The 22,321-nt window shown below is 44.5% G+C and carries 22 protein-coding genes, 3 tRNA genes and 1 pseudogene; 5 read left to right on the top strand and 21 right to left on the bottom strand.

The genetic code is table 11. From position 1 onward, the window contains the following. Positions 1-31 precede the first annotated feature (31 nt). On the top strand, positions 32-2,725 hold the full coding sequence (locus tag AYY16_RS20090) for a prolipoprotein diacylglyceryl transferase (protein ID WP_150384771.1): 2,694 nt from the start codon (positions 32-34) through the stop codon (positions 2,723-2,725). Positions 2,726-2,887: 162 nt separating this feature from the next. On the opposite strand, the gene cas6f is transcribed toward AYY16_RS20090, so the two are convergent. The 9 genes from cas6f to AYY16_RS01130 form a co-directional block, all read right to left on the bottom strand. Continuing rightward, entirely contained in the window at positions 2,888-3,514 is a 627-nt protein-coding gene (gene cas6f / locus AYY16_RS01165; protein WP_067360946.1) for a type I-F CRISPR-associated endoribonuclease Cas6/Csy4, read from the bottom strand. Positions 3,515-3,522: 8 nt separating this feature from the next. After that, on the bottom strand, positions 3,523-3,969 hold the full coding sequence (csy3, locus tag AYY16_RS21320; protein ID WP_268874108.1) for a type I-F CRISPR-associated protein Csy3: 447 nt from the start codon (positions 3,967-3,969) through the stop codon (positions 3,523-3,525). Further along, positions 3,938-4,546: a type I-F CRISPR-associated protein Csy3 gene (gene csy3, locus AYY16_RS21315; protein ID WP_268874107.1), complete on the bottom strand. Its 609-nt coding sequence runs from the start codon at positions 4,544-4,546 to the stop codon at positions 3,938-3,940. The genes csy3 (AYY16_RS21320) and csy3 (AYY16_RS21315) overlap by 32 nt, the downstream gene beginning before the upstream one ends. Beyond that, on the bottom strand, positions 4,546-5,523 hold the full coding sequence (csy2, locus tag AYY16_RS01155) for a type I-F CRISPR-associated protein Csy2 (RefSeq protein ID WP_082970549.1): 978 nt from the start codon (positions 5,521-5,523) through the stop codon (positions 4,546-4,548). The genes csy3 (AYY16_RS21315) and csy2 overlap by 1 nt, the downstream gene beginning before the upstream one ends. Continuing rightward, the gene (locus AYY16_RS01150) at positions 5,447-6,187 is read right to left on the bottom strand and encodes a type I-F CRISPR-associated protein Csy1 (protein ID WP_162271032.1); all 741 of its coding nucleotides are present in this window, start codon (positions 6,185-6,187) and stop codon (positions 5,447-5,449) included. The genes csy2 and AYY16_RS01150 overlap by 77 nt, the downstream gene beginning before the upstream one ends. Before the next feature lie 375 nt (positions 6,188-6,562). After that, positions 6,563-6,916 carry a CopM family metallochaperone gene (copM, locus tag AYY16_RS01145; protein WP_067360936.1) on the bottom strand — a complete coding sequence of 118 codons (354 nt, stop codon included), beginning with the start codon at positions 6,914-6,916 and terminating at the stop codon, positions 6,563-6,565. 182 nt (positions 6,917-7,098) lie between these two features. Then, on the bottom strand, positions 7,099-7,281 hold the full coding sequence (locus tag AYY16_RS01140; RefSeq protein WP_067360933.1) for a hypothetical protein: 183 nt from the start codon (positions 7,279-7,281) through the stop codon (positions 7,099-7,101). 203 nt (positions 7,282-7,484) lie between these two features. After that, positions 7,485-7,925: a hypothetical protein gene (locus AYY16_RS01135; protein WP_223861167.1), complete on the bottom strand. Its 441-nt coding sequence runs from the start codon at positions 7,923-7,925 to the stop codon at positions 7,485-7,487. Positions 7,926-8,183: 258 nt separating this feature from the next. Next, positions 8,184-8,567, bottom strand: a complete 384-nt coding sequence (locus AYY16_RS01130; RefSeq protein WP_067364521.1) for a hypothetical protein — start codon at positions 8,565-8,567, stop codon at positions 8,184-8,186. 331 nt (positions 8,568-8,898) lie between these two features. On the opposite strand from AYY16_RS01130, the gene AYY16_RS01125 reads away from it, so the two are divergent. Next, the gene (locus AYY16_RS01125; RefSeq protein ID WP_067360930.1) at positions 8,899-9,342 is read left to right on the top strand and encodes a hypothetical protein; all 444 of its coding nucleotides are present in this window, start codon (positions 8,899-8,901) and stop codon (positions 9,340-9,342) included. A 145-nt stretch (positions 9,343-9,487) separates the two neighbouring features. On the opposite strand, the gene AYY16_RS01120 is transcribed toward AYY16_RS01125, so the two are convergent. Then, positions 9,488-9,931 carry a universal stress protein gene (locus tag AYY16_RS01120; protein ID WP_067360927.1) on the bottom strand — a complete coding sequence of 148 codons (444 nt, stop codon included), beginning with the start codon at positions 9,929-9,931 and terminating at the stop codon, positions 9,488-9,490. 289 nt (positions 9,932-10,220) lie between these two features. Between AYY16_RS01120 and AYY16_RS01115 the strand changes: the two genes are divergently transcribed. After that, positions 10,221-10,496: a helix-turn-helix domain-containing protein gene (locus AYY16_RS01115; protein ID WP_067360924.1), complete on the top strand. Its 276-nt coding sequence runs from the start codon at positions 10,221-10,223 to the stop codon at positions 10,494-10,496. 68 nt (positions 10,497-10,564) lie between these two features. After that, the gene (locus tag AYY16_RS20520) at positions 10,565-10,708 is read left to right on the top strand and encodes a hypothetical protein (RefSeq protein ID WP_166417010.1); all 144 of its coding nucleotides are present in this window, start codon (positions 10,565-10,567) and stop codon (positions 10,706-10,708) included. A 145-nt stretch (positions 10,709-10,853) separates the two neighbouring features. Here AYY16_RS20520 and AYY16_RS01110 read toward each other — a convergent pair. The 9 genes and pseudogenes from AYY16_RS01110 to tdcB form a co-directional block, all read right to left on the bottom strand. Next, a tRNA-Leu gene (locus AYY16_RS01110) sits at positions 10,854-10,939 on the bottom strand. A gap of 5 nt (positions 10,940-10,944) precedes the next feature. After that, positions 10,945-11,018, bottom strand: a tRNA-Cys gene (locus AYY16_RS01105). Between the two features lie 30 nt (positions 11,019-11,048). Further along, positions 11,049-11,124 (bottom strand) — tRNA-Gly (locus tag AYY16_RS01100). A gap of 141 nt (positions 11,125-11,265) precedes the next feature. Further along, a complete protein-coding gene (gene pgsA, locus AYY16_RS01095) occupies positions 11,266-11,814 on the bottom strand; it encodes a CDP-diacylglycerol--glycerol-3-phosphate 3-phosphatidyltransferase (protein WP_067360922.1) in 549 nt (182 codons plus the stop codon). Between the two features lie 209 nt (positions 11,815-12,023). Next, positions 12,024-13,872 (bottom strand): annotated as a pseudogene (gene uvrC, locus AYY16_RS01090) (excinuclease ABC subunit UvrC). A 16-nt stretch (positions 13,873-13,888) separates the two neighbouring features. Then, entirely contained in the window at positions 13,889-14,599 is a 711-nt protein-coding gene (locus AYY16_RS01085) for a response regulator (RefSeq protein WP_067360918.1), read from the bottom strand. 206 nt (positions 14,600-14,805) lie between these two features. After that, a complete protein-coding gene (locus AYY16_RS01080; protein WP_067360916.1) occupies positions 14,806-15,426 on the bottom strand; it encodes a nitroreductase family protein in 621 nt (206 codons plus the stop codon). 157 nt (positions 15,427-15,583) lie between these two features. After that, positions 15,584-16,912, bottom strand: a complete 1,329-nt coding sequence (tdcC, locus tag AYY16_RS01075; protein WP_067360913.1) for a threonine/serine transporter TdcC — start codon at positions 16,910-16,912, stop codon at positions 15,584-15,586. A 32-nt stretch (positions 16,913-16,944) separates the two neighbouring features. Next, positions 16,945-17,931 (bottom strand): bifunctional threonine ammonia-lyase/L-serine ammonia-lyase TdcB, encoded by a 987-nt coding sequence (gene tdcB / locus AYY16_RS01070; RefSeq protein WP_067360910.1) that lies wholly within the window; start codon positions 17,929-17,931, stop codon positions 16,945-16,947. A 1,336-nt stretch (positions 17,932-19,267) separates the two neighbouring features. On the opposite strand from tdcB, the gene fabG reads away from it, so the two are divergent. Further along, positions 19,268-20,023: a 3-oxoacyl-ACP reductase FabG gene (gene fabG, locus AYY16_RS01065; RefSeq protein WP_067360907.1), complete on the top strand. Its 756-nt coding sequence runs from the start codon at positions 19,268-19,270 to the stop codon at positions 20,021-20,023. Here fabG and AYY16_RS01060 read toward each other — a convergent pair whose 3' ends face one another. Beyond that, complete coding sequence (locus AYY16_RS01060) at positions 20,024-21,172, bottom strand: ATP-grasp domain-containing protein (RefSeq protein ID WP_067360904.1); 1,149 nt, start codon at positions 21,170-21,172, stop codon at positions 20,024-20,026. Continuing rightward, a complete protein-coding gene (locus tag AYY16_RS01055; protein WP_067360901.1) occupies positions 21,169-22,311 on the bottom strand; it encodes a hypothetical protein in 1,143 nt (380 codons plus the stop codon). Before AYY16_RS01055 ends, AYY16_RS01060 begins: the two co-directional genes overlap by 4 nt. Positions 22,312-22,321: the final 10 nt, after the last annotated feature.

Raw genomic sequence — 22,321 nt, 5'->3', positions numbered from 1 at the left:
ATAATTCAGATGTTAACAGAGGGAAAGGTTAATGGAGATAACACCCGATCAGAAGCGTGCAATCTGCACAATACTGGTGGAACAGGCCGGACGCCGTGTCCGCAACACAGAATTAACTGCACTGTGTGATGACGATACCATCACCGCAGCTCTGGACTTTCTTACCCGCCTTATTGAGATAAAACACAGCGAAATTGCCGCCACGCAGGCAACCGAATTAGCTGAGCTGCAATCACAAAATCCACAGATGGTAATGGGCAGCCTTCTCAGTGGCAGCACACTCTCCGCCCTGAACAACGAAACCGCAGAAACAGAACCCGCCATACCGGAAATTGCAGTGAGTGATACTCCGGTTGAAGGGAGTATTGAAGACAACACAGAAGAGACAGAAGACGATATTGCGGCAAAAGTCGCCGACCATATCGCCGCTATTTTTGGTGATAAATCTCTCTTCCCTGAATTCTCAGAGCCAACAGAAACACAAGACCCGCAGAAAAATCACAGTTGGTTATTTGAAAACGCGGAGACTGATGATGCAGACCTTCCGCCATTAGGTGCATTTTCAGAACCGGCGGAAAAACAAGATGAAATGACTGAGCAGCCGGAAGCCACACCGGAAGAAATAATGGCTGAGCCGGTCGAAGGCACAATGACTGAGTCTGAAGACAAACCTGCGCAACCGGCAGCTGTGGTACTCAGTGATATCTTCAGTTTTACCGGCGCGCCATCTGTGCCACAAAGCGAACCGGTGAACGCCCCGGTAATACCGGAAGCGGCGCAAAGTGAAACACCAGCCAACACTATCACAATGCCGGTTGAAGAGAGTGCCGAAGAGAGTACAGAAGAGACAGCAGAAGACACCGCCGCAAAAGTCGCTGACCATATCGCCGCTATTTTTGGTGATAAATCCCTCTTTCCTGAATTCTCAGAACCAACAGAAACACAGGACCCACAGAAAAACCGCAGTTGGTTATTTGAAGATACTGAGACTGATGATACCGACCTTCCGCCATTCGGCGCATTTTCAGAACCAACTGAAAAACAAGATGAAATAACTGAGCAGCCGGAAGCCACTCCGGAAAAAATAATTGCTGAGCCGGTTGAAGACACAGTGACTGAGTCTGAAGACAAACCCGGGCAACCGGCAGCTGTGGTACTCAGTGATATCTTCAGTTTTACCGGCGCACCAATTGTGCCACAAAGCGAACCGGTGAACGCCCCGGTAATACCGGAAGCGGCGCAAAGTGAAACACCGACCGACACTATCACAATGCCGGTTGAAGAGAATGCCGAAGAGAGTACAGAAGAGACAACAGAAGATACGGCAGCAAAAGTCTCTGACCATATCGCGTCTGTTTTTGGTGATAAATCCCTCTTCCCTGAATTCTCAGAGCCGACAGAAACACCGGTTTCACAGAAAAATCACAGTTGGTTATTTGAAGACACTGAGGCAGATGATACCGACCTTCCGCCATTCGGCACATTTTCAGAACCAACTGAAAAACAAGATGAAATGACTGAGCAGCCGGAAGCCACACCGGAAGAAATAATTACTGAACCTGTCGAAGACACAGTGACTGAGTCTGAAGACAAACCCGGGCAACCGGCAGCGGTGGTACTCAGCGATATATTCAGTTTTTCCGGCTCGCCATCTGTGCCACAAAGCGAACCGGTGAACGCCCCGGTAATACCGGAAGCGGCGCAAAGTGAAACACCGACCGACACTATCACAATGCCGGTTGAAGAGAGTACAGAAGATACAGCAGAAGACACGGCAGCAGAAGTTGCCGACCATATTGCGTCTATTTTTGGTGATAAATCCCTCTTTCCTGAATTCCCGGAGCCAACAGAAAAACATGATCAGCTGAAAAATCACAGCTGGTTATTTGAAGACCTTGATACCGATGACTCAGAGATCCCCGCGATCGGCGATCTCTCCGCCGATGGATCACACATGCGCAGTGGCGCATGGTTGTTTGATGAGCCCGATACCGGCACACATTCACAGAGTACGCCATCCGCGATCCCCGTAACGCCGGTGCAACCGGAGCCGACCGGAACCACGCTGTTTAACAGCCTGCCGCCGACAACCAAACAACAGGACAATGACCTGTTGGCAGAAAACTGGTTATTTGCAGATGATACAGATGCCGCCGATCCTAAACCCTGGGGGCTGGCCGCATTACTCGCGGCGGGAAAATCATCCGGTAATAATGAAGATAAACCCACCGCAACGCCTGCCGGCCCTGTCTTTAAAGATGTAACAGAAGACAGCAAATCCGTAACTGCCCCGGAAAACGAACCGGGATCGGAACATATCCACCTCCCGCCTGCTGATCCTGCGGATATCATCACGGTCCATAGCGACGCGCAGACAGATCCCCTGATGCCGCTTGCACCACAGGCACCTGCACGACCGACAATCCGGATCGAAGTCGCACGCGCCCGTCAGAATGAACCGTTTAACTCTCCGGTCACGGCAATGTTGCATGACGGCAGACAAGTCACCGTCCTTGGTATCTATTTTCAAAGCAGCATCGGACTGAGTTTTAATGAAAGAACCAGCACGCTGTATGGAAAACCGACCGAAAGTGGTGAATTTTCATTACGGGTTGTCTGGGAACTGGCACCAAAACGTCGTTTCTCCACTGATGTAACCTTTGTCGTCAGTCCGGATCCTCACTGCCCTCCTCTCCCGGAAATTTACGCCTCGCCGGCTGAATAAATAACAAAAACGTCCTTGCCCTGTAGCATATGACAAGGACGTTTTGTTTTTAATACACGCTGTATCAACACACATAATCTAATAAGAACGGCTGCCTGTATGGCAGTAAATAATCTCTCTATCATAATTATTTCTAAGCTGCCTGCGTGGCAGTAAATATCATCAGAAATGCGGCACGGTCGCAACAGCAGAAAGCACAGCACGCTTATGACTCAGCCCGTAGCAGGTAAATTCCCCCTGCTGCGACGAACTAAAAACCAACCGTCTGATAAATAACGGAAACGGGCGATATGACATTTGTCCTGAGCACGATTCTGTCCGGATAAACGGCAGCGACGTACAGGTGCGGGGCATTGATTTTTCCAGTGCTGCCAGACATATATCCAAAGATTGCCCGGTTTGTACTGCCCACCGTACCGCTTTTAACTGCATATCTTTGTTAATACGCGCCCGCCCTTTAACATGCTCACGGATATAGCTGACCGGTATATTTTGCTCCGGCACAGGTAATACAGGACTAATTGCAATATAACCGGACATACCCGCTAATCGTTCTGTTATATTCAGTTTTATCAATTCGTCATATTTCATTGCCAGCAATCTTAACCGGTGCCCCGGTGTAGGCTCCCGGCTACTATAATCAGGAAATGCAACAGCAATGGCACTGCTGTTTTTTGCTATTTTATTATCAGCCAGCGCAATATGTATTCGCTGCCAGACTTTTTGCCGGATAAATACCGGAGAGACAGTCGCCTCAGATAATATAGTGATAGTCTGATAATAATTCATATGCTGTTTTATTTATCCCCCTCACCAAATACCCCTCCGCGGATCAATACCGCGACGACATAGTGCTCCTCATTTTCCTGTAATAATTCCCCGTACACCCACTTATAAAAAAGGGTATAAAAATCCTGTCCGGAGCCGGGCGGGCGAAAGACCATCCCCAGGTGAGTCACCGCACCAAACAGCTCAACTGCAATCGCTCCGGCACTGTTAAGCGGATCAGAATACGCAGGATACCAGGTATCGACAGAACGCAATGCATTACCAATTTTCTGTGAATGCATCGCCGCTGTTCCGTCAATATGATAAAGCACCTTACTTTTAGTGCCTTTTCCTTTATTCAGTATCAGTTCACCACTCGGATACACCGTCTGCCCTCTTCCCAACTGAACACGGGCTGAAATTTCAAGTAATAACGCACCTTTATTACCGCTGAGTGCTTGTGCTATTTTTTTCACCCAGAGTACTGATATCAGCATCCCGTTGGTCAAAATCACGGATACTGTATCTGCATGCGTCAAAAAGCCACTGCTGCTCCCGCCCTTTATTAAGGATATTAACCACCACCTCAATATGTTCAGCACCCACCCGGTTACGCCAAAGAAAGCGGGCATTCGCAATATTGAGTGCATAGCGATGCCCCTGCTCCCTGCATTTTTCCCGTGCCAGATAGTCCGCTGCCACTTTTTCATAACGCTGCCTGAATGCAGCATTGTTACACGCCGAGGGGTACTGAAGCCCGCCAATCACCTTCAGAGTAAAACGAAACAACAGAGAGTCCAGCTCCGGTCCCAGCGCACAGGTATCCACTGTTTGTAAGTTGGGTTTGCCCATATACCCGCCAGCCTCCGGCAACTGACTTTCTGACCTTTTTTTCTGCCGGAACGACAAGGTTCCCCGAATTGATTTTTCCTGTAATTTCAGCGGAATAACCGGACTCTCCTCCTGCCAATTTGTGCCATAAAAAACACCATCAGATGGCACTAATTTTTTCTCAAATGATAAAACAGACACCACATCCCTGTGTTCATCCATCAATGTTCTCCCCGGCCCGGAAAATAAGAACGAACCTGCTGACACAAATAAAGGTTTTTTTCTTTTTGATATGAATACTCCCACCACATATCAGCAGGATGGCGTAATTTATCAACCCGCCTGAACTCCCCCAATGTCACAACGCTCTCGGCAAAACGATGAATAACGCCCTCTGCCCGCTGATTTTCCGCATTTCCGGGTGCAGAAATACCCTGAAAACCGGTCACAACAGGGATTATCCACCCCGGCGCTTTACGCCGGTTGTGCCATTTAACTCTTTTCTTCCCTTTGCTGTTTTTTTCTCCGACATACTCCCGGGTGACAGCGATATAATTGAGCAGTGCATCCATTGCATCTTCTCCGCGATCCATCGCATCCGACATCAGGTCACGGCGCTCAAGTAATGCATAACCGGGCATCATTTTGCGCAGCAGACGATTATTGTCACGGTTATCATCCGACAACGTCCCGATAACCGGTGCTGATACAGACAATATATCCCCGCCGGCTATTTTCATAGTCAGCAATAAATCATAAACAACGTCCTGTAACCGACTCTTATCCATATTTTGATGGTTGCAATAGATAAATAATGACACATTTAAATGACACCGGGCTTCTTCAATAAATGATGCCTTTCTGCCATTTCTATTTAATGGCTTTCCTTTTCCGGTAATCAAATAGGTTATATCCTCAGGTGACTTATAAACCTGTAAATTAAAACTGTGGCAGACAATGCCGGTGTAACTCAACCGGATAAAAGGAAACCCGACATCTGATAGTTTTCTCCCCAGTGCATGAATAAATCCCATCCAGGCAGTTACTGCCGGAAAGCCAACAGTGAATGGTCCTGATAACGCATTTGCATTATGAATATTAATACGGGGTAGTAAAATATAATCAGCGGACACTATCCTGCACCTCCTGACATTTAAATCCCGGAGGAACAGATAATAACAAACAGGCTTTCCCTGCATTATCATTATTAAACACAGAAATATTCTGAGGTTTACCTCCGCCAAACCGGATAATAGTAACGCCATCAATAGTTCGGAATGATTCAATATTTCTTTTGTTATTCTTATTCTGTTCTATTTTATCTACGGCTGACCGCCTGATAAACTCAATACGCCGACGTAATTCAAACAATATACCGGATGGTGTCAGGACAGAAAGTAAATGGTAATTATCTCCGGCTATATTGTCAAAAACAGGGAAATAAACTTGTTTTACTTTTGAACTGGTCACCGCTGATTTTTTACCGGTTACCACCTGTAGAAAACCTTTGCGCAATACACTGTAGTCCCCGTGACTCAACAGTAATTTTGCCAGAGAACTTTCTTCATCTATATGCGTCAGTAATGTGCGGTTATCCTGCATTTTCAGCATCAGAAATCTGTATATATCCAGTGCGGCGGCATTACCCAGCGCATCAGGCTCCGTCGGTATATTACCGGAACGCAAAAAACCATCATTCTCTTGTTTTGCCTGCGCAATAACAGCGGTAACCGTGTTATTACCGGCAATACCACCTGTATTCATGCTATTTTGACGAGCGCAGGGGTGCGTAAATGTACACGGATGAGTCGAAAGGGATATCTGACCGGCACGTACTGCCGCACGCGGTAACCACTGAGCCAAAGAAAAAACGACTTCACTGTATTGCCTTAACCCATCAATATCCGTTTTTTTTTGTTAACCCTCTCAGTTTTTTTTTTCAACCACTCTGTTTTACGTTCTGCAAGAAATGCAGTAATTGCCGGATCTGTCATAGTACATCCCTTATGATTACACTCAATCATTCCGTTATATGAGTCAGTTTTTAATACAGACTATGTAATACGCAGATACCTTTTAATTGTCTATAAACTAAAGAGACCCGGAGCTGATATAATGTTTTTTTTGCGATCTGAATAGCACGTTGATACCACATAAATGGTAAATAGGCAGGGTTTCGTAAATAAAAAATCACTGCATAGTAATATATATTATTATGCAGTGATATTATTGATTGTATTATTTCTTAGCAGGCTTATTTTTATCCAGCCAATCCTGCATTTGTTTTATTTCCGGCCCCTGAGCATCTATAATTTGCTGTGCCAGCTTTCTCATTTCCGCATCAGAACCGTATTTTAATTCTATTTTCGCCATCTCAACTGCACCTTTATGATGTGCAATCATTCCTTCAGTAAAGGCAATATCGGCATTTTGTTCAGAAAGTGTTTTTGCCATATCATCATGCATACGCATCATTGAATCACCCAGTTCTTTCTGTACCGGTGTACTGACAACGTGCATATCCCCGCTCAATACCATTGTATTTGATGCCGCAGCACCGAACGTGATAAAACCGGAGAGAAGTACAGTAATAAGAAGTGTTTTTTTTCATCATTAATTCCTTTGTATTTAATATCTGCTTGATGGAATTAACTATAAACGTTGACCTAAGGGAAAGGTCAATCTGGCAGGAACTAACTTTACCTTATTTACACTAAATTAAATTCTCTCCACAATGTCTGAACAATGTCTGAATAACGATAAATAATAATTTTTTATTTTAGAAAATATCCGTCCGGTGATAAAATCAATGCCGGCACTAAAAAAATAATAAAAATAATCGTATAGCCAATAACTGCGCCAATCCGACTCTTCATTCCTACCAGAGAAGGCTTTATCACTCCGACAACTAATGCAATCAGTGCTAATGCGGCAATTACCATTAAACCATCTTCCATACACCCCTCCGTTTATTTTTATTACAGGTATTTCTGCGTATAACATATAACCCTGTCAGCCGCTCAAAGTAAAGTTCTAAAAAATCATAACATTCTGGTTAAATTGCAAGAAGATGATGAGTAAATCAAGACTGGTGTATGTATGCAATAAAACAGAGCTGAACACCAATGCAAAAATATCCGGTGTTCAGCTAAAAAATCAATTATTTTTCAGTTTCACCGGCGGGTACATTCTCTGTCATTATTTCCGGTTTTTCTTCTGTCTGCATAGCGAGCACTAACTCTTGATCAAAATGTTCTTTTTCATCCAGCCATCTCAATACATGTTTGGCACTATGCTGTGTAATAAAGCCACAGTTATCACACGTCAGCCGATAATAATAATTATTTGTACTGTCAACGGGTATCCCCGGCGTATGGTAAAAAAAGGTAACAAATGTGTGCGGCTCTCTATTCTCAAGGCGATCCTGTGCCGTGGTATAATTGGTTTCATCAATAACCTGTTTACCATTATGTCCGCACATCTGACACGTTGTTTTAATCTTTTTCTCATTCAGATAACGTAAAAACTGTTGCCCCGAAATTGTTTTTAACCGTTCCACAAATTCATGAATCTGAACATTCTGTGACGATACATTATCCATAAAACACCTTTGACCTTATATTTCCATATATTTTAATTAAATTCCGACCAATAATCATACACTAATATTATGTATTATTCTTTTCTTAAATAAAGGGCATGATACTTTCATTTTATTGATTATATTTTTAATATTCACAGTTTATAGTGGATAACTCTGGCAGATTTTTTATGTGACATTCTCTCCGATAAAAAAAATACAGAAAATTACATATGCTATAAACACATTACACTGACCGCTGGTTATGTACAGTTGCCACTAGTTCAATTTTCTTATTTCATCAATAGCCGAATATAACTCAGGTACAATCTCATTTTTATAACCGACCTCTAATAACTCGACCGCTTTTTGTCTTGCCGCTTGTTTCATCGGTTCAGAAACTGACTTATCCGCTGATAAATCAGCAACTAACACCTCAATAGCCTCATTCATTTCTTTTTTGCAGGTCGTATACGCATCATCGACAATAACCTGTTTGCTGTCAGCCGTAATAGCTGCCTTCCCGACAGTATAACGTACCAGGCAATTTCCCCATTTATCAGATGCTTTATCTGAAACAGTTTCATTTTCAGACACCTGATCCTTACTCTGGCAACCAGATAAAAATAAAATACCTAAAACAAAAATCAGACTCTTTTTCATTATACTTTCCACTTTATGACAGGCATCCATTACCCGACCTGATAGTTTTAAGTCTAGCAGATAATAATCATCTATATATAGATATGTTTCACTTTAAACAAAATAACATTTTCAATATTTTATAGTGCAATGAAAAATAAACGACAAACCATAAAGATATATATCCCGTTGATTTACAACCACTCTGCCTGATAACACAATAACGCAGGGAACAGAAGAATCACTACCTATTAAGAATACACCTATCCGGCAAGGCATACGTATCTGTACTCTCGTCAGAAAGAAAAAAATCCGCTAATATAGCCACTATTACACCGGAGAAAATCATTTAATGAACACCGAAAAAGAAAAATCAACAGAACTTCATAATGAAATGCTTAAGCTAATTTCTGATTTATCAGAAGCCAAAACACCTGCTGATGTGAAAGCGGTGTATACCCATTTACTTCGTAACGGGATTGCATGCAGAGATAATGCACTGTTACTTGTTCAGTCACTGAATTCATTTGAAGAAAAAGCCATTACATTTGAGTTAAAAGTACGCTACCACAATGAATTTAATACCAATGAAGCACATTACGAACCTCTTATACTAAGATCCGGTACTTTAGTTTATGTCAGTAAAGAAAAATCTGATGAAACCTCAAATGAGCACTACTTCTGCCCTTGCTGTTATTCAAAACGACAGATTGCCCCCTTATCTCATATGCTTGCGACTAAATACTCTCCGGAACGATTCATTTGCGGAAATTGCGGAAATGCATTGATTATTTAGCAGGAAAGTATCCCGAAAAATACAATTATTATTCGCTGACATTCACTGCCTGAATGATGCAGTGATTTACCTGAGTGATTATAAATAAAACAAGCGTGGACATTGACGTAAAAACGTGAAAAAGCCCGATTTAACGGGCTTGTATTTATCGGACAACAAGCACAGAAATATTTGCGTAGTGAATCAGCGCAGATGCTGTTGAACCAAGGAGACGACTTTTCAATGTCGGATTTTTTGACCCGATAATGATCAGATCAGCTTTGATTTTTTCTGCATTTTCAATAATGGCTTCTGCCGGGCTGCCGAGCAGCACACCGGTGGAAATTTGATTTTTCGGCACATCAAATTTATCAGTCATTGTTTCAAGTTTTTCTAATAAAAGTTTAATGCGCTGGTCTTCAGATTTTGCATTATCTGTCATAATAGGGAATGTCAGCCCATAATCAAAAAGCTGTTCTGACGGTAAAATCACAGTAACAAAATGGAATTTAATATTTTTGTCCCGGGCGTAATCATTAACTTCAGCAATTACATTTGGTGATAACGCACCTGTATTCAGGTCAATCGGGATAAGTATCGTCTTGTGCATAACCGCTCCTTTATATCAGATTGATTAATTTACCTGCTTAAAACTGAAACTTAACTTTATTAAATCTTAAAATCAGATATAAACAAGATTTTTTATCCAAAAAATAGATAAGAAACCAAATATTTTATTTAAGATGCTCCGCTCAATACCTGTCGCTCAGGCAAATTGATAATCCCGCTGCATACGGCACATCACTCCGTGAACCGGACACAAAGCCTATCAGGTACCGCGAAACTCCCTTCATCCATGTTAGCTACCGCTGCACGGCGGTTAGAGGAGATGCTGAACGATGCGTAAAAAATCCATTCCGTGGGCAACAGCCCGCGAAGACATTTTATCCGACCCCGAAGTTAATGCGATCTATGAAGCAGAACTGCGGGCGGAACGAATCAGGGAACAGTTACAGTCATGGCGCAGTTCTGCCGTGCTGACCAGCTCACAGGTCGCTGCACGTCCGGGGATCACACCTGCGGCAGTATCGCGGACAGAACGCAATGCCGAAAAAGCAACGGTTGAGACATTAGCTCGCTATGCGGCTGCGTGTGGCGTAAAAATCCGAAAATAATGTTGTAAGGATCGCTGAGATGAACACGGGCAGACGGTGGCTGAAAGCACATATAGAAGGAGCCGGTTATGTCATACGAACAGAAAACTGGGAGGAACGCTGAAATCGACTACGATGCTATCAAGACACAGAAGAATGAAATACTTCAGCGTTTCCTGCTGGCTAAGAAAAAAGCCGGGCAGTCCGGTCAGGTCGTAGCTAAGCCCATCTGATTGATTAAATAAAAAGACTCATCTGTGAATAATAGCGAAAGTTAATAGCGAAACAAAAGCGAAGTGTGATTTCAGGCACAAAAAAGCCACCTATCAGGTGGCTTTTCTTAACTCTAACTCACTGAAAACTCAATGAATTTAAACATGGTGCCCAGAGCGGGACTTGAACCCGCACAGCCTTACAGCCGAGGGATTTTAAATCCCTTGTGTCTACCGATTTCACCATCTGGCTAATTTGGAGGCGCGTCCCGGAGTCGAACCGAGGTACGCGGATTTGCAATCCGCTGCATGGCCACTCTGCCAACGCGCCATATTGTCAATTTAATCACTAAGATTAAATTGGAGCGGGAAACGAGATTCGAACTCGCGACCCCGACCTTGGCAAGGTCGTGCTCTACCAACTGAGCTATTCCCGCCTATCTGAACTAACTGATTTACTTGTTTGTTTTCACAAACCACAGCGCCGTTCGATGCGTTGCATTCTACTGATTTAAGCCTGTGAGTCAACCGCTTAATTCGCGAAAAATGATCGTTCGCTGTTTTTTACACCACATCGATCACGCTTCGCTCAGATCCGCCCATGCCGCGCGTAAATATTGGAACATGGACCAGAAAGTCAGGATCATTGCAATGTAGAAAAGGACGAAAGAGGCCATTTCTATCACGTCATTTGGCCGCCAGATTAGCCCTAATAACGCCGCCATCTGTGCGGTTGTTTTCACCTTACCCATCCAGGAAACGGCAACACTGTTTCGTTTTCCCAGTTCAGCCATCCATTCACGCAGTGAAGAGATAATAATCTCCCGCGCAATCATAGTAATGGCGGGTAATGTTATCCACCAGACAGCGTAATATTCCGTCACCAACACCAGAGCCGTCGCCACCATGACTTTATCCGCGACAGGATCAAGGAAAGCACCGAAACGGGTTGTTTGTTTTAAACGACGGGCAAGAAAACCATCAAACCAGTCTGTCATTGCGGCAAAAACAAAAATACCCGCACTCATGACAGGCGCCCAACTGAACGGCAGATAAAAGGCGAGCACAAAGAACGGTATCAGTATGACACGAAACAGAGTCAGCCATGTGGGGATATTTAATCGCATAACGGAGCCATTATTTTATAAGTCAGATGAATAAGCCGCTTGCACATCTGCCGGTAAATTTTGCTTTGCCGCCCCGGTAACTCAGGGGCGTTGCGTGATTTTCAGGTTCTGCGCAATCCTACCGGATAAAAGTATACTACCACAGTTAAAGATAACTCACCGCTGTTATTGAAAAAATTCTCTTTATGCGTCCACAGATAAATCTGATTTTACTGCTTGAGCGCATGGTAAATTTTTTCCGCTAATGCGTACGAAATTGTCGGCACTTTTGCTATCTCGTCAATACTTGCATTACGCAGAGGCTGTAATCCCCCCCATGTATTTAAGCAGCATCTGCCGGCGTTTAGGTCCGATGCCTTCAATCGATTCCAGCGCACTGGTGTTTTTGACTTTAGCCCGCTGCCGGCGGTGCCCTGTGATAGCATGATTGTGGGATTCATCACGGATATGCTGGATAACATGCAGCGCCGGTGAGTCCGGCGGCAACGACATGCCCTCTCCGCTGGCGATAAAGAACAGTGTTTCCAACCCGGCCTTACGGTCACTTCCCTTCGCAACCCCGATAAGCTTTGGTTTTTGCTTATCCCAGTCAACATCCAGGCTGTCAAATACCTCAATCGCTTTGCCTAACTGCCCTTTCCCGCCATCGATAAAAATAATATCCGGGATTTTTTCACCGTCAATATGTTTACCGTAGCGGCGGGCAAGAACCTGATCCATTGCCGCATAATCATCCCCTGGTGTAATACCGGTGATATTATAGCGCCGGTATTCTGATTTAACCGGTCCGTTACTGTCAAATACCACGCAGGATGCCACGGTTTGATCCCCCATCGTATGGCTGATATCAAAACATTCCATACGATTGATTTTTTCCAGCCCCAGCACCTCAGATAATGCACTCATCCGTGTTGTAATCGTGGATTGCTGCGCCCGTTTTGTCATCAGGGCAGTCACCGCATTTGTATGGGCAAGCTTCAGATAACGGGCACGGTCGCCGCGCGGTTTGGGCTGGATGAGGATCCGCCGTCCGGCAAACTGAGACAGAGTTTCTTCAATAATATTTTTTTCCGGTAGCGGGAAGTCCAGAAGAATATCATCCGGCAACGAGCGGTTTTCACTGCCCTGCAAATAAAATTGCCCGATAAAGGTCTGTACAACTTCGTCCGGCTCTGTACCGGCAGGCACTTTCGGGAAATAACTCCGGCTCCCCTGCACGCGTCCGTTACGGATAAAAAGAACATGAATGCACGCAAGTCCTGAGTCAAAATACACACCCACGACATCAAGATCATCTCCGGTGCCGGTGACAAATTGTTTTTCTGTCACCGCACGCACCGCCTGAATCTGATCCCGCAGGCGGGCGGCATCTTCAAAATTCAGAGACTGACTCGCCTGCTCCATTTTTTCCACCAGCTCAGTCAGTACCTGCTGATCTTTCCCTTCGAGAAATAATTTGACCAGATTCACTTCGCGGCTGTAATCCTCATCACTTACCAGCCCTTTTACACACGGGCCCAGGCAGCGGCCAATCTGATATTGCAGACACGGACGGGAACGGTTGCGGTAAACACTGTCTTCACACTGGCGGATAGGGAAAAGTTTTTGCATCAGTGCCAGGGTTTCACGCACCGCATACGCATTCGGGAAAGGCCCGAAATACTCCCCTTTGGCATGTTTTGCACCGCGGTGGATAGCCAGCCGCGGATGTTTGTCATTACTGCTCAGAAAGATATACGGATAGGATTTATCATCCCGCAGCAACACGTTGTAACGCGGCTGATATTTTTTGATGTAGGTGTGTTCCAGCAGTAACGCTTCCGTCTCCGTATGCGTTACCGTGACATCAATCTGTGCAATGTGTTTAACCAGTTGTTCCGTTTTTTTGCCGGAAACCTGAGTCCGGAAATAGCTGGAAAGCCGTTTTTTAAGATCTTTGGCTTTTCCGACATAAATCACTGTTTCATCAATATCATACATCCGGTAAACACCGGGCTGACTGGTCACAGTTTTTAAAAATGCTTTCGCATCAAATTCAGTAACAACCGGTTTTTCCATGCGGGGTACAGGCTCTCTACTCTCTGCTTACAGCGGGAATGTATTCGTTGTGCCCGCCGCTATCTGCGGATACAGGGGGTACAACACTATCAATATGGATCAATCCGTAACGGAGTGCCAGATGGGTTAGTTTAATATCCCCATCAATATTTAGCTTACTAAATATTCTATATCTATAACTGTTCACCGTCTTGCTGCTGAGACACATTTTATCGGCAATTTGTGTGACTTTTATGCCCTGTGAAATCATCACCATGACCTGACGCTCCTGATGGCTGAGCTTATCCAGCGGATTGCTGTCGTGAGCATGCAACCGGGTATCCAGAATAGTTTGCTGTGCAATGTCAGAGTCAACATAACGCTGACCACGGCTGATGATCCGGATTGCATGCAGTAAATCCATCCGGTCACTGCTTTGATAGAGATAACCGGCGGCACCACTGCTCATCACTTTATACGGTGAAATCAGAGCATGTTCGTCGGTCAGGATAATAACTTTAGTTTCAGAAGCATAACGGCTTATTTTCCGCGCCGCGTCCAGTCCGCTCATAGACGGAAATCCGATATCAAGCAGTACAATGTCCGCATGATGATCACGACACCAGCGCACAGCACCGGTACTGTCTTTTACTTCCCCGACGATTTTCATCCCTGTTGTCGCCGAAATAATGGCACCAACGCCGGCACGGTAAAACTCATTGATATTTGCTACCAATACTGAAATCACACAGAACTCCTTTCTGAATTTTCAATAAATTTACCGGAAATTATACAAGTCCGGGTTAAACCGTTATTTAATAAAAACGAAATAAACCCGATAACAACATGAATAACAAGAAAATATTATAGAAAAAAAGATAGATTCCAGTGATGTTACACTGAGGTGTGTCTAATTCATTGATACTGGTAATATCATGATCAGAAAAACCAACTCTATAGCATGTCCGGATGAAAACGATCAATAGTGACCAACTGCTCAAACGGTAGTTTACCAATACGCGGATAAGCATCACCTGCCGATTTGCCAATTGCAATCATCAGACAAATTTCATAGTTTTCCGGTAAATCAATAACTTCAGCAACAGCATTAAAATCGAAACCATCCATCGGACAGCTGTCATAACCTTGTGCTTTCGCCAGAAGCATCAGTGTCTGCGCAAAAATACCGGCGCTGCGCATAATTTCATCACGCTGAGTTTCCGGCTTATTGCGATAGTAACTATCAACCGCATTTACCATAAAGTCCCGTACCAGCGGATCAGCCTCGTGCCAGATTTCCCGGGTACGGGAGCTCCAGGCTGCCATATCACCGCACAACACGATAAGCATGGACGCATCCGTCATCTGCGGTTGATCCCAGCCTACTTTACGAATATTCCGGCGCTGTGCGGGGTCTTCCACCAGCAACGGACGCCAGTGCTGTAAGTTAAACGCACTCGGTGCAGTTTCCATTGCCAGGCTCAGCAACGCTTTTTTTTCATTCAACGGGATAACAAAGTCAGGATCAAATTTTTTGGTTGCACGGCGTTGTCGCACAGCATCAATAACATTCATATATGTTCCTATTTTAAATATTCAGTACCTGGATGGTTTATCCACACCATACCATTCATTCACGCCTGCCGACTAACGAATATAAAAAAAAGCCCGCACTCATCAGAGCGCGGGCTTATCTGTACTTTTACTTGTATTTCAATGAATAATCAGAGAACTACAGTACCAGTTTAAATACGATGTTACCGATAGTCAGCAGACCGATGACCGTAACAAAGATATTAGAAATCTGACCTTTATATTTTTTCAGAGCCGGTACACGGGCAACTGAATACATTGGCAGTAAGCACAGCAGTGATGCAATGATTGGTGCGCCCATAGCTTCAATCAGGTCAAGGATATTCGGGTTCAGGTACGCGATGAACCAGGTTGAACCCATGATGAAGACCATGGAGATCAGGTTCAGTTTACCAATGCTGACTTTGCTTTTGTCGCCTTTGTAAGCAAATTTCAGTAACAGACCGTTCATCCCTTCCAGGGTACCCAGATAGTGACCAAAGAAAGATTTGAAGATAGCAACTAACGCAATGATTGGAGCAGCCCAGACCAGGATTGTAGCCAGAGTACCGTTCTCGCCGCCGACGTTATTGAAGTGATACGCCAGGTAAGTCAGAACAGGAACGTTCATGTCTTTTGCTTCAGCCATGTTAGCCGGAGACAGCGCGAACAGGCAGCTGAATGCGAAGAACATAACCACACCCACCATCAGCATACCGGCACGGGAGATGATTTTATTAACTTTTTGCTCTGTGAAATCTTTACCACACGCCGCTTCGTACTCTTCACGTTTTGATACAACGAAAGAAGAAACGATTGGTGAGAAGTTAAAGGAGAACACCATGATGGAAATACCCAGCCATACAGTTACCAGGATACCGCTGTGACCGAACAGTTCGAAGCTGTCTGCATTGACGTTATCAAATACTGCAGTGTTCCAGTATGGGATCAGTGCCAGAGATAACAGCACCAGGCTGGCAATGAACGGGAATACCAGGTAGCTCATCACGCGGACCATCAGATCTTTACCGAAGTAAATAATGATAGCCATCGCTAACAGCAGAACCAGAGAAACCACACCACGGTTCAGCACTGGTAAACCAAGCTGCTGTTCCCAGAATGCCATAAAGGTATTCGTGATGGTTACGCCGTAGATCCACAGCAGCGGACAAATTGCAAAGAAGTACAGGAATGTGATGATAACACCACCGCCTTTACCAAAATGCTCTTCAACTGTTTCTGTGATATCGCCTGACGGGTTGCTGCCGGATAAACATAAACGGGCTAATGCACGGTGGCATAAAAATGCGATTGGGTATGCCAGGACCAGCATGATCAGAATAGGGATCAGACCACCGTAACCTGCACGAATAGGGAAGAATAGTACCCCTGCACCGATAGCAGTTCCGAACAGACCTAGTGTCCAGGTCGTATCCGTCTTACGCCAGCTCTTATACTCAGCCGGAATCTGGGTTTTGTCAGTACTCATGTTGCTTTTCCTTTTAAAAGACAATGCAAATATTATTTTTCGTGGGTACCAATAATTTCAGAGATACGAGTCAGGTCAATGTTCCCGCCGGAAATGAGGCTGACTGTCTTCTTATGCTCAATATATTTTTTGAGTTTTCCGCTCAGAATCGCAGCAGACGCCAATGCACCGGCACCTTCTGTCACGACTTTATTACGCTGGATTAACGCAACCATACTTTCACGGATTTCTTCTTCTGTTACCAGAATGATGTCTGTTACCAGCTCTTTCACGATTTCATACGTGATACTGCCCGGGGTAGACACATCACAACCATCGGCAACTGTACCGTTGACGCGATGAGTGGTGATACTACCAGCACGGTATGATGCTTCCATACCATGAACGTTTTCAGATTGGACACCGATCACATTAATAGTTGGATTGATAGATTTCAGTGCAATAGCGATACCTGCAATCAGACCACCGCCGCCAATCGGAACGATGACGTTATCAACGTCATAGAGGTCTTCCAGAATTTCCAGACCAATAGTCCCTGCCCCTGCAATGACTTTTGCGTCATCATAAGGCGGGATAAAGATACGGCCTTCAGCTTCGATGATTTCTCTTGCTTTACCGATAGTATCGTTGAAATTATTACCGTGCAGAATGACTTCTGCTGAATAGTCTGATGTCGCGGCAATTTTAGATTTAGGTGCACCGGTAGGCATAACAACTTTGCCGTTGATTCCTAACAGGGCACAGGATAATGAAACGCCCTGTGCGTGGTTACCTGCTGAACAGGCAACAATGCCCTGTGCTCTTTCTTCTGGTGTCAGCGAACTTAATTTGTTAAATGCACCACGGAGTTTGAACGACCCTGTACGCTGCATGTTCTCAAATTTTAAGTGGATTGTGCCGTTGCACTTCTCACTTAAATAGTTTGACTTAGGCATCCCAGTTTTATAAACATGCCCTCTGATGGTTTTCTGAGCATCGATGATATCTTTAATGGTTACTGGAAGATCATATGTAATCATGACAAACCTCGTCCTATCTTTTTATATATATATTAGAATTGAGACTAACTATACCGATAAATTTAAAAACAACTGTATTTCAAATCATATTTTTAAAATATTCCTGAAAAACTTTCTCAACGTGTGATCCAATCCAAACTTCTTCCTGTTTTCTGTCTTTTTTAATGTTTTATATTTCATTTCAAGTTAAATGAAAATGACTTAATGTTATATTTTTGTTAATTATAGGGCGATAAATTAACCACCCGTTATGTTTTTTTGATTCATTGCTTTTTTTTTTACACTTCATGCTGCAAAAATGAAACCTGAATATGACTGTATTGATACGGACAATGGCTATAAACAGTAAAAAAAAGGGGGCGTTTTAGCAAAAATTAATCTTACCAAGTACCCATCTCACAGCTAATTATCCTGATTATCTTAACAATACTGAAAATTAGATGTGACACACATCACTAAAAAAATCGGTAACATACTGAATTCAATTTAGTTGTATATTTTTTAACCAAACTCATCTGTATTTATCGCTGCGCGTAACATGTTCACCAGAGTGATATGTATTATTCCCGGCATTTCCTGCCACAGGAATTCGGACAAAAAAACAGCAAATCATTCATTTACATGTTAATAATTCGCATTTATAGACAAAATGTTATTTTCTCATGACATAATTCGTAACGTTTTCCTGCCTTTTATCCGCCAAAAGTGTTCACTTTAGGAAACAGCTAAATCGCTGTTTTTCTGGTCTGAAATGCCTATTTTTTAAACCGGAAATTAATAGATTATATATTTAAATTATTATCGTTCTATTTGCCCGATCTATTTAAATGAAGATTAAACGTTATACGAAAATAAATTGACTGATATCTTAATTAATAATTTAAAAAAGATATTTTATATGTGTTTTTTATTTTTAAAGTAATTCATTTTATTTCTTTATGTTATAAATACCCTATCCCGCAATACGGACATAGTGATTGATAGTTACGTAACCCAACTATGACCAACCAGTAAGGTTGATAACTCTCAAATAACACAACTTTTAAGCGGTTATCACTGCGACACGAATGCCTTTTCCCTTTCTGCGTGCCACATCAGATCACCGGAGAACCGGATAAAATAGTATTTTACTAAAATCGATTCAGTCATAAGAATGGCTTTCTGCCATTCACACACTATTATGTTTTTTTTATTGCGTAATAATCCGGTATCCGCTTTCTTATGTGATAGTCGTCATACTTTATCAATAGTGCCGGTGTTGTCATTGCATTCAGAGCCGGTCATGCTGTAATGATTTACGACTCAAGTGTTAACCTCGGTAAACAGGAGAATGTAAATGTTCGACTTAACAGGTAAGATTGCTGTCGTTTCAGGCGGCGCCAAAGGTATCGGACGCGGTATTGTGACCGCACTGAAAAAAAGCGGCGCCACTGTCATTATCGCCGATATTGATGAAAAAACCGGCAGAAAAACCGCCACAGAGCTCGGTACAGACTTTATTGCACTGGATGTTACCTCACAAACTCAGTGTCAGTCTGTTATCCGTACCATCAGTGAAAAGTATGGCCGCCTGGATATTCTCTGCTCTAATACGGGGATCTTCCCGCAATGCACAATCAAGTCCATGACTGAGCAGGACTGGGATACCATGCAGAAGGTCAATGTCAAAGGGATGTTTTTCCTGGTTCAGGCCGCGCTGGGTGTCATGGAAGTACAGAAATACGGGCGGATAGTTATCACATCATCGATTACCGGTCCGGTGACCGGATTTCCGGGATGGAGCCATTACGGGGCAAGTAAAGCAGCACAACTCGGGTTTATGCGCAGTGCGGCGCTGGAATATGCACGCCTTGGTATCACCATTAATGCCGTACAACCGGGAAATATTCTGACAGAAGGTCTTAAAGCACAGGGCAAGACCTACCTGGATCAGATGAAGGCATCTATTCCGACACATACGCTGGGTGAGCCTGAAGATATCGGCTATGCTGCCGCTTTTCTTGCTTCAGATGAAGCCAAATACATTACCGGACAAACCATTATTATCGATGGCGGGCAGATCCTGCCGGAGTCACCGGAAGCGCGGCTCTGATTAATGTATATCTGAGGATCGCCGTCCGGGATCCTCATTTTCCCGCCCGTCATGCCGCTCATCAAATATAATATCCCGCGTCAGCGAATCCGGTACATTCTCCCGCTGCAATACGGCACGGATAACCAGCCAGACCGCCAGAAAAGGCAACATCAGAAAAGGTTTCTTATCATCCGGCTGCCAAATCATATCCCGGCAATGACGGACAAAACGTAATGTTTTCCACCAGCGCCGTGGCTGAGTAAGCAACATATACACCCAACCGGCTTTCATCGCTGTCCGCAGCCCGCCATGCAGGCATTTTGCTGTGCAGGTTGTGCTTAATGCAGTAACAAGCTGCCCGTCCGTCAGCATTGCAGCACCGTGTGTCATCCTCGGATTACATTCAATAAACCAATAGGTTTGTCCGTCGAACAAAAAATCCAGACAAATTGTGCCGCTCAGTGAATGATGACGAATAAAACGTGCTGTCAGGTCATAAACCTGTTGTGATTTATACGGCAAAAAAACCAGGCTCGCTCCGCCGGATACCCCGAAATTTGTTTTATACGCGGCATACGCCTTCATTCCGCCCTCTGTGGCCTGTGCGTAAACACAAATCTGTACGCCCCGGATACGCTGCTGGCGTACATAGCAATCCGGCGGATGGTTCGGGCTCTGTGTTTTACAATCAATCAACTGATTACCAAAGCGGGAGTAAATCGGTTTTAAGACCCACCGGGTGAAATCAATGTGTTCCCCCTGCCAGCGCCGGGTTTCCGGCACCGCTAATCCGGCATCTGCCGCCATCTGAATATTGTCGATTTTATGATGCAACGCTGTCAGTTGCGGATGTGCCACCACATCAAAATAAATCCCCGCAGCACGAATTTCATCCTGAAAACGACTGTAATGCAGAATATCTTCATTTACCGGGATAAACAGGGCGTGCCGGTACTGTGCCATAACGGCCAGAGCGTCTTCCCGGAAGCGGTCAAAATCCGTGACGGGTGCGGTTATTTTATGGTAACGGGAGACTGCGCGGGAGACGCGGCACAGTGTCAGCGTAAGATGCTCAATAATGATAACCTGCCAGCCAAGCCGGTAAAAAGCACGGGCCAGAACCAGACAAACCGGAGATCGCCCGCCGGCGAGTATGACGTGTTTCAAAATATCCGTTCCCGTCCGTAGCGCTCAGCCACTGCATTGAGTAACTTGCGCCACAGTGCAAACCCGGCGCGGCTCAGCCGGGGGGCCTTATGTGAATAGCAGTAACTGTATTCAGGATAACATTGTGCGCCGCGCCCCATTTTGAATTTTCCCACCCCGGAGCTGAGATTAACCCAATGCTGTTCATCCGCACACAGATAAGAAGAGAGTCCCGCCAGACGATACAGTCCGTCAGATTGCGGATAACTGTCATCATATCCGATACCGGCAGCCGTGGTGACACTACCGATTGTCATCAGCGTGCTGAATGCCACCAGTTTTTCACCATCAAACACGCCCGTTGCCCGCCAGCCTCCGTGAGAAACCATCTGTTGAAAAAATTCAGCTGTGAATTGCGGATTAAAATCAGAATATTTTTTCACATAAAGACTCTGATATAAACGCGCGATATCGCCCGCCCATTGTTCAATCTCTGATGTGATATCCCGTACGGTAAATGATGTTTTACGCAGCAACGCCAAATCACGCATGACACTGCGGTTTTTCTTCAGACCTGCAAAACGGCTGCGGGTGAGAAAAACCTGGCGTGAAATAATGGGCTGATAACCCAGTTGCGTCAGTCCGCTCATCAGCGGTTGATCCAGCGGAGCGGTCAATGAGCGGAAAACCAGGCGGTGAGCGGTAAAACGGGTGGTAATAAACTGATGCAACCGGGTCAGTTGATCATCACGCCAGGGAAGGTGAATGTTGGTGGAGAGAAAAAAATTGCCGATATAAAGGATGTTATCCAGTTTCTGGCGGATAAAAAACCGTTTTATCCCGCTGAGCAGCGGCAGCAGACAACGCCCGGAAAACCCCGGCATCATCATCCGGATCTCCGCCATCAGATAATCAAAATAGTGGGTAATAAAAGACGCGGTGTAAGTGCGCCCCGCCTCTCCGTCAACCTGTGCCAGCAGTGTGAGCTGGTCATCGACCTGTAGTGCATACAGTGAGGTATTGAGGGGCAGATTCGGGATCAGTGCCGGTAACTGAGAAGAGAGCATGATACGGATCATCGGGTAATACGGATGATCCGTTAATGTACAGCGGGCAAAATTTGTACTGTCAAAAAGATGAAGAGTTCCGTTGTTGCCCATGCTGTCCCTG

This window comes from Morganella psychrotolerans (assembly GCF_001676155.1).
GTDB lineage: Bacteria > Pseudomonadota > Gammaproteobacteria > Enterobacterales > Enterobacteriaceae > Morganella > Morganella psychrotolerans.
Note: the sequence above shows the minus strand (reverse complement) of the source record. Positions and strands in the feature narration are given on the sequence as shown.

Bases quoted from the DNA above. Each gene is read 5' to 3' on its own strand.
- tdcC (WP_067360913.1), bottom strand. From the start codon at position 16,912: ATGAGTACTGACAAAACCCAGATTCCGGCTGAGTATAAGAGCTGGCGT.
- AYY16_RS01120 (WP_067360927.1), bottom strand. From the start codon at position 9,931: ATGCACAAGACGATACTTATCCCGATTGACCTGAATACAGGTGCGTTA.
- AYY16_RS01130 (WP_067364521.1), bottom strand. From the start codon at position 8,567: ATGAAAAAGAGTCTGATTTTTGTTTTAGGTATTTTATTTTTATCTGGT.
- AYY16_RS20520 (WP_166417010.1), top strand. From the start codon at position 10,565: ATGTCATACGAACAGAAAACTGGGAGGAACGCTGAAATCGACTACGAT.
- AYY16_RS01055 (WP_067360901.1), bottom strand. From the start codon at position 22,311: ATGGGCAACAACGGAACTCTTCATCTTTTTGACAGTACAAATTTTGCC.
- AYY16_RS20090 (WP_150384771.1), top strand. From the start codon at position 32: ATGGAGATAACACCCGATCAGAAGCGTGCAATCTGCACAATACTGGTG.
- tdcB (WP_067360910.1), bottom strand. From the start codon at position 17,931: ATGATTACATATGATCTTCCAGTAACCATTAAAGATATCATCGATGCT.
- AYY16_RS01115 (WP_067360924.1), top strand. From the start codon at position 10,221: ATGCGTAAAAAATCCATTCCGTGGGCAACAGCCCGCGAAGACATTTTA.
- AYY16_RS01135 (WP_223861167.1), bottom strand. From the start codon at position 7,925: ATGGATAATGTATCGTCACAGAATGTTCAGATTCATGAATTTGTGGAA.
- cas6f (WP_067360946.1), bottom strand. From the start codon at position 3,514: ATGAATTATTATCAGACTATCACTATATTATCTGAGGCGACTGTCTCT.
- fabG (WP_067360907.1), top strand. From the start codon at position 19,268: ATGTTCGACTTAACAGGTAAGATTGCTGTCGTTTCAGGCGGCGCCAAA.
- AYY16_RS01080 (WP_067360916.1), bottom strand. From the start codon at position 15,426: ATGAATGTTATTGATGCTGTGCGACAACGCCGTGCAACCAAAAAATTT.
- pgsA (WP_067360922.1), bottom strand. From the start codon at position 11,814: ATGCGATTAAATATCCCCACATGGCTGACTCTGTTTCGTGTCATACTG.
- AYY16_RS01140 (WP_067360933.1), bottom strand. From the start codon at position 7,281: ATGGAAGATGGTTTAATGGTAATTGCCGCATTAGCACTGATTGCATTA.
- csy2 (WP_082970549.1), bottom strand. From the start codon at position 5,523: ATGCAGGGAAAGCCTGTTTGTTATTATCTGTTCCTCCGGGATTTAAAT.
- AYY16_RS01125 (WP_067360930.1), top strand. From the start codon at position 8,899: ATGAACACCGAAAAAGAAAAATCAACAGAACTTCATAATGAAATGCTT.
- csy3 (WP_268874107.1), bottom strand. From the start codon at position 4,546: ATGGATGAACACAGGGATGTGGTGTCTGTTTTATCATTTGAGAAAAAA.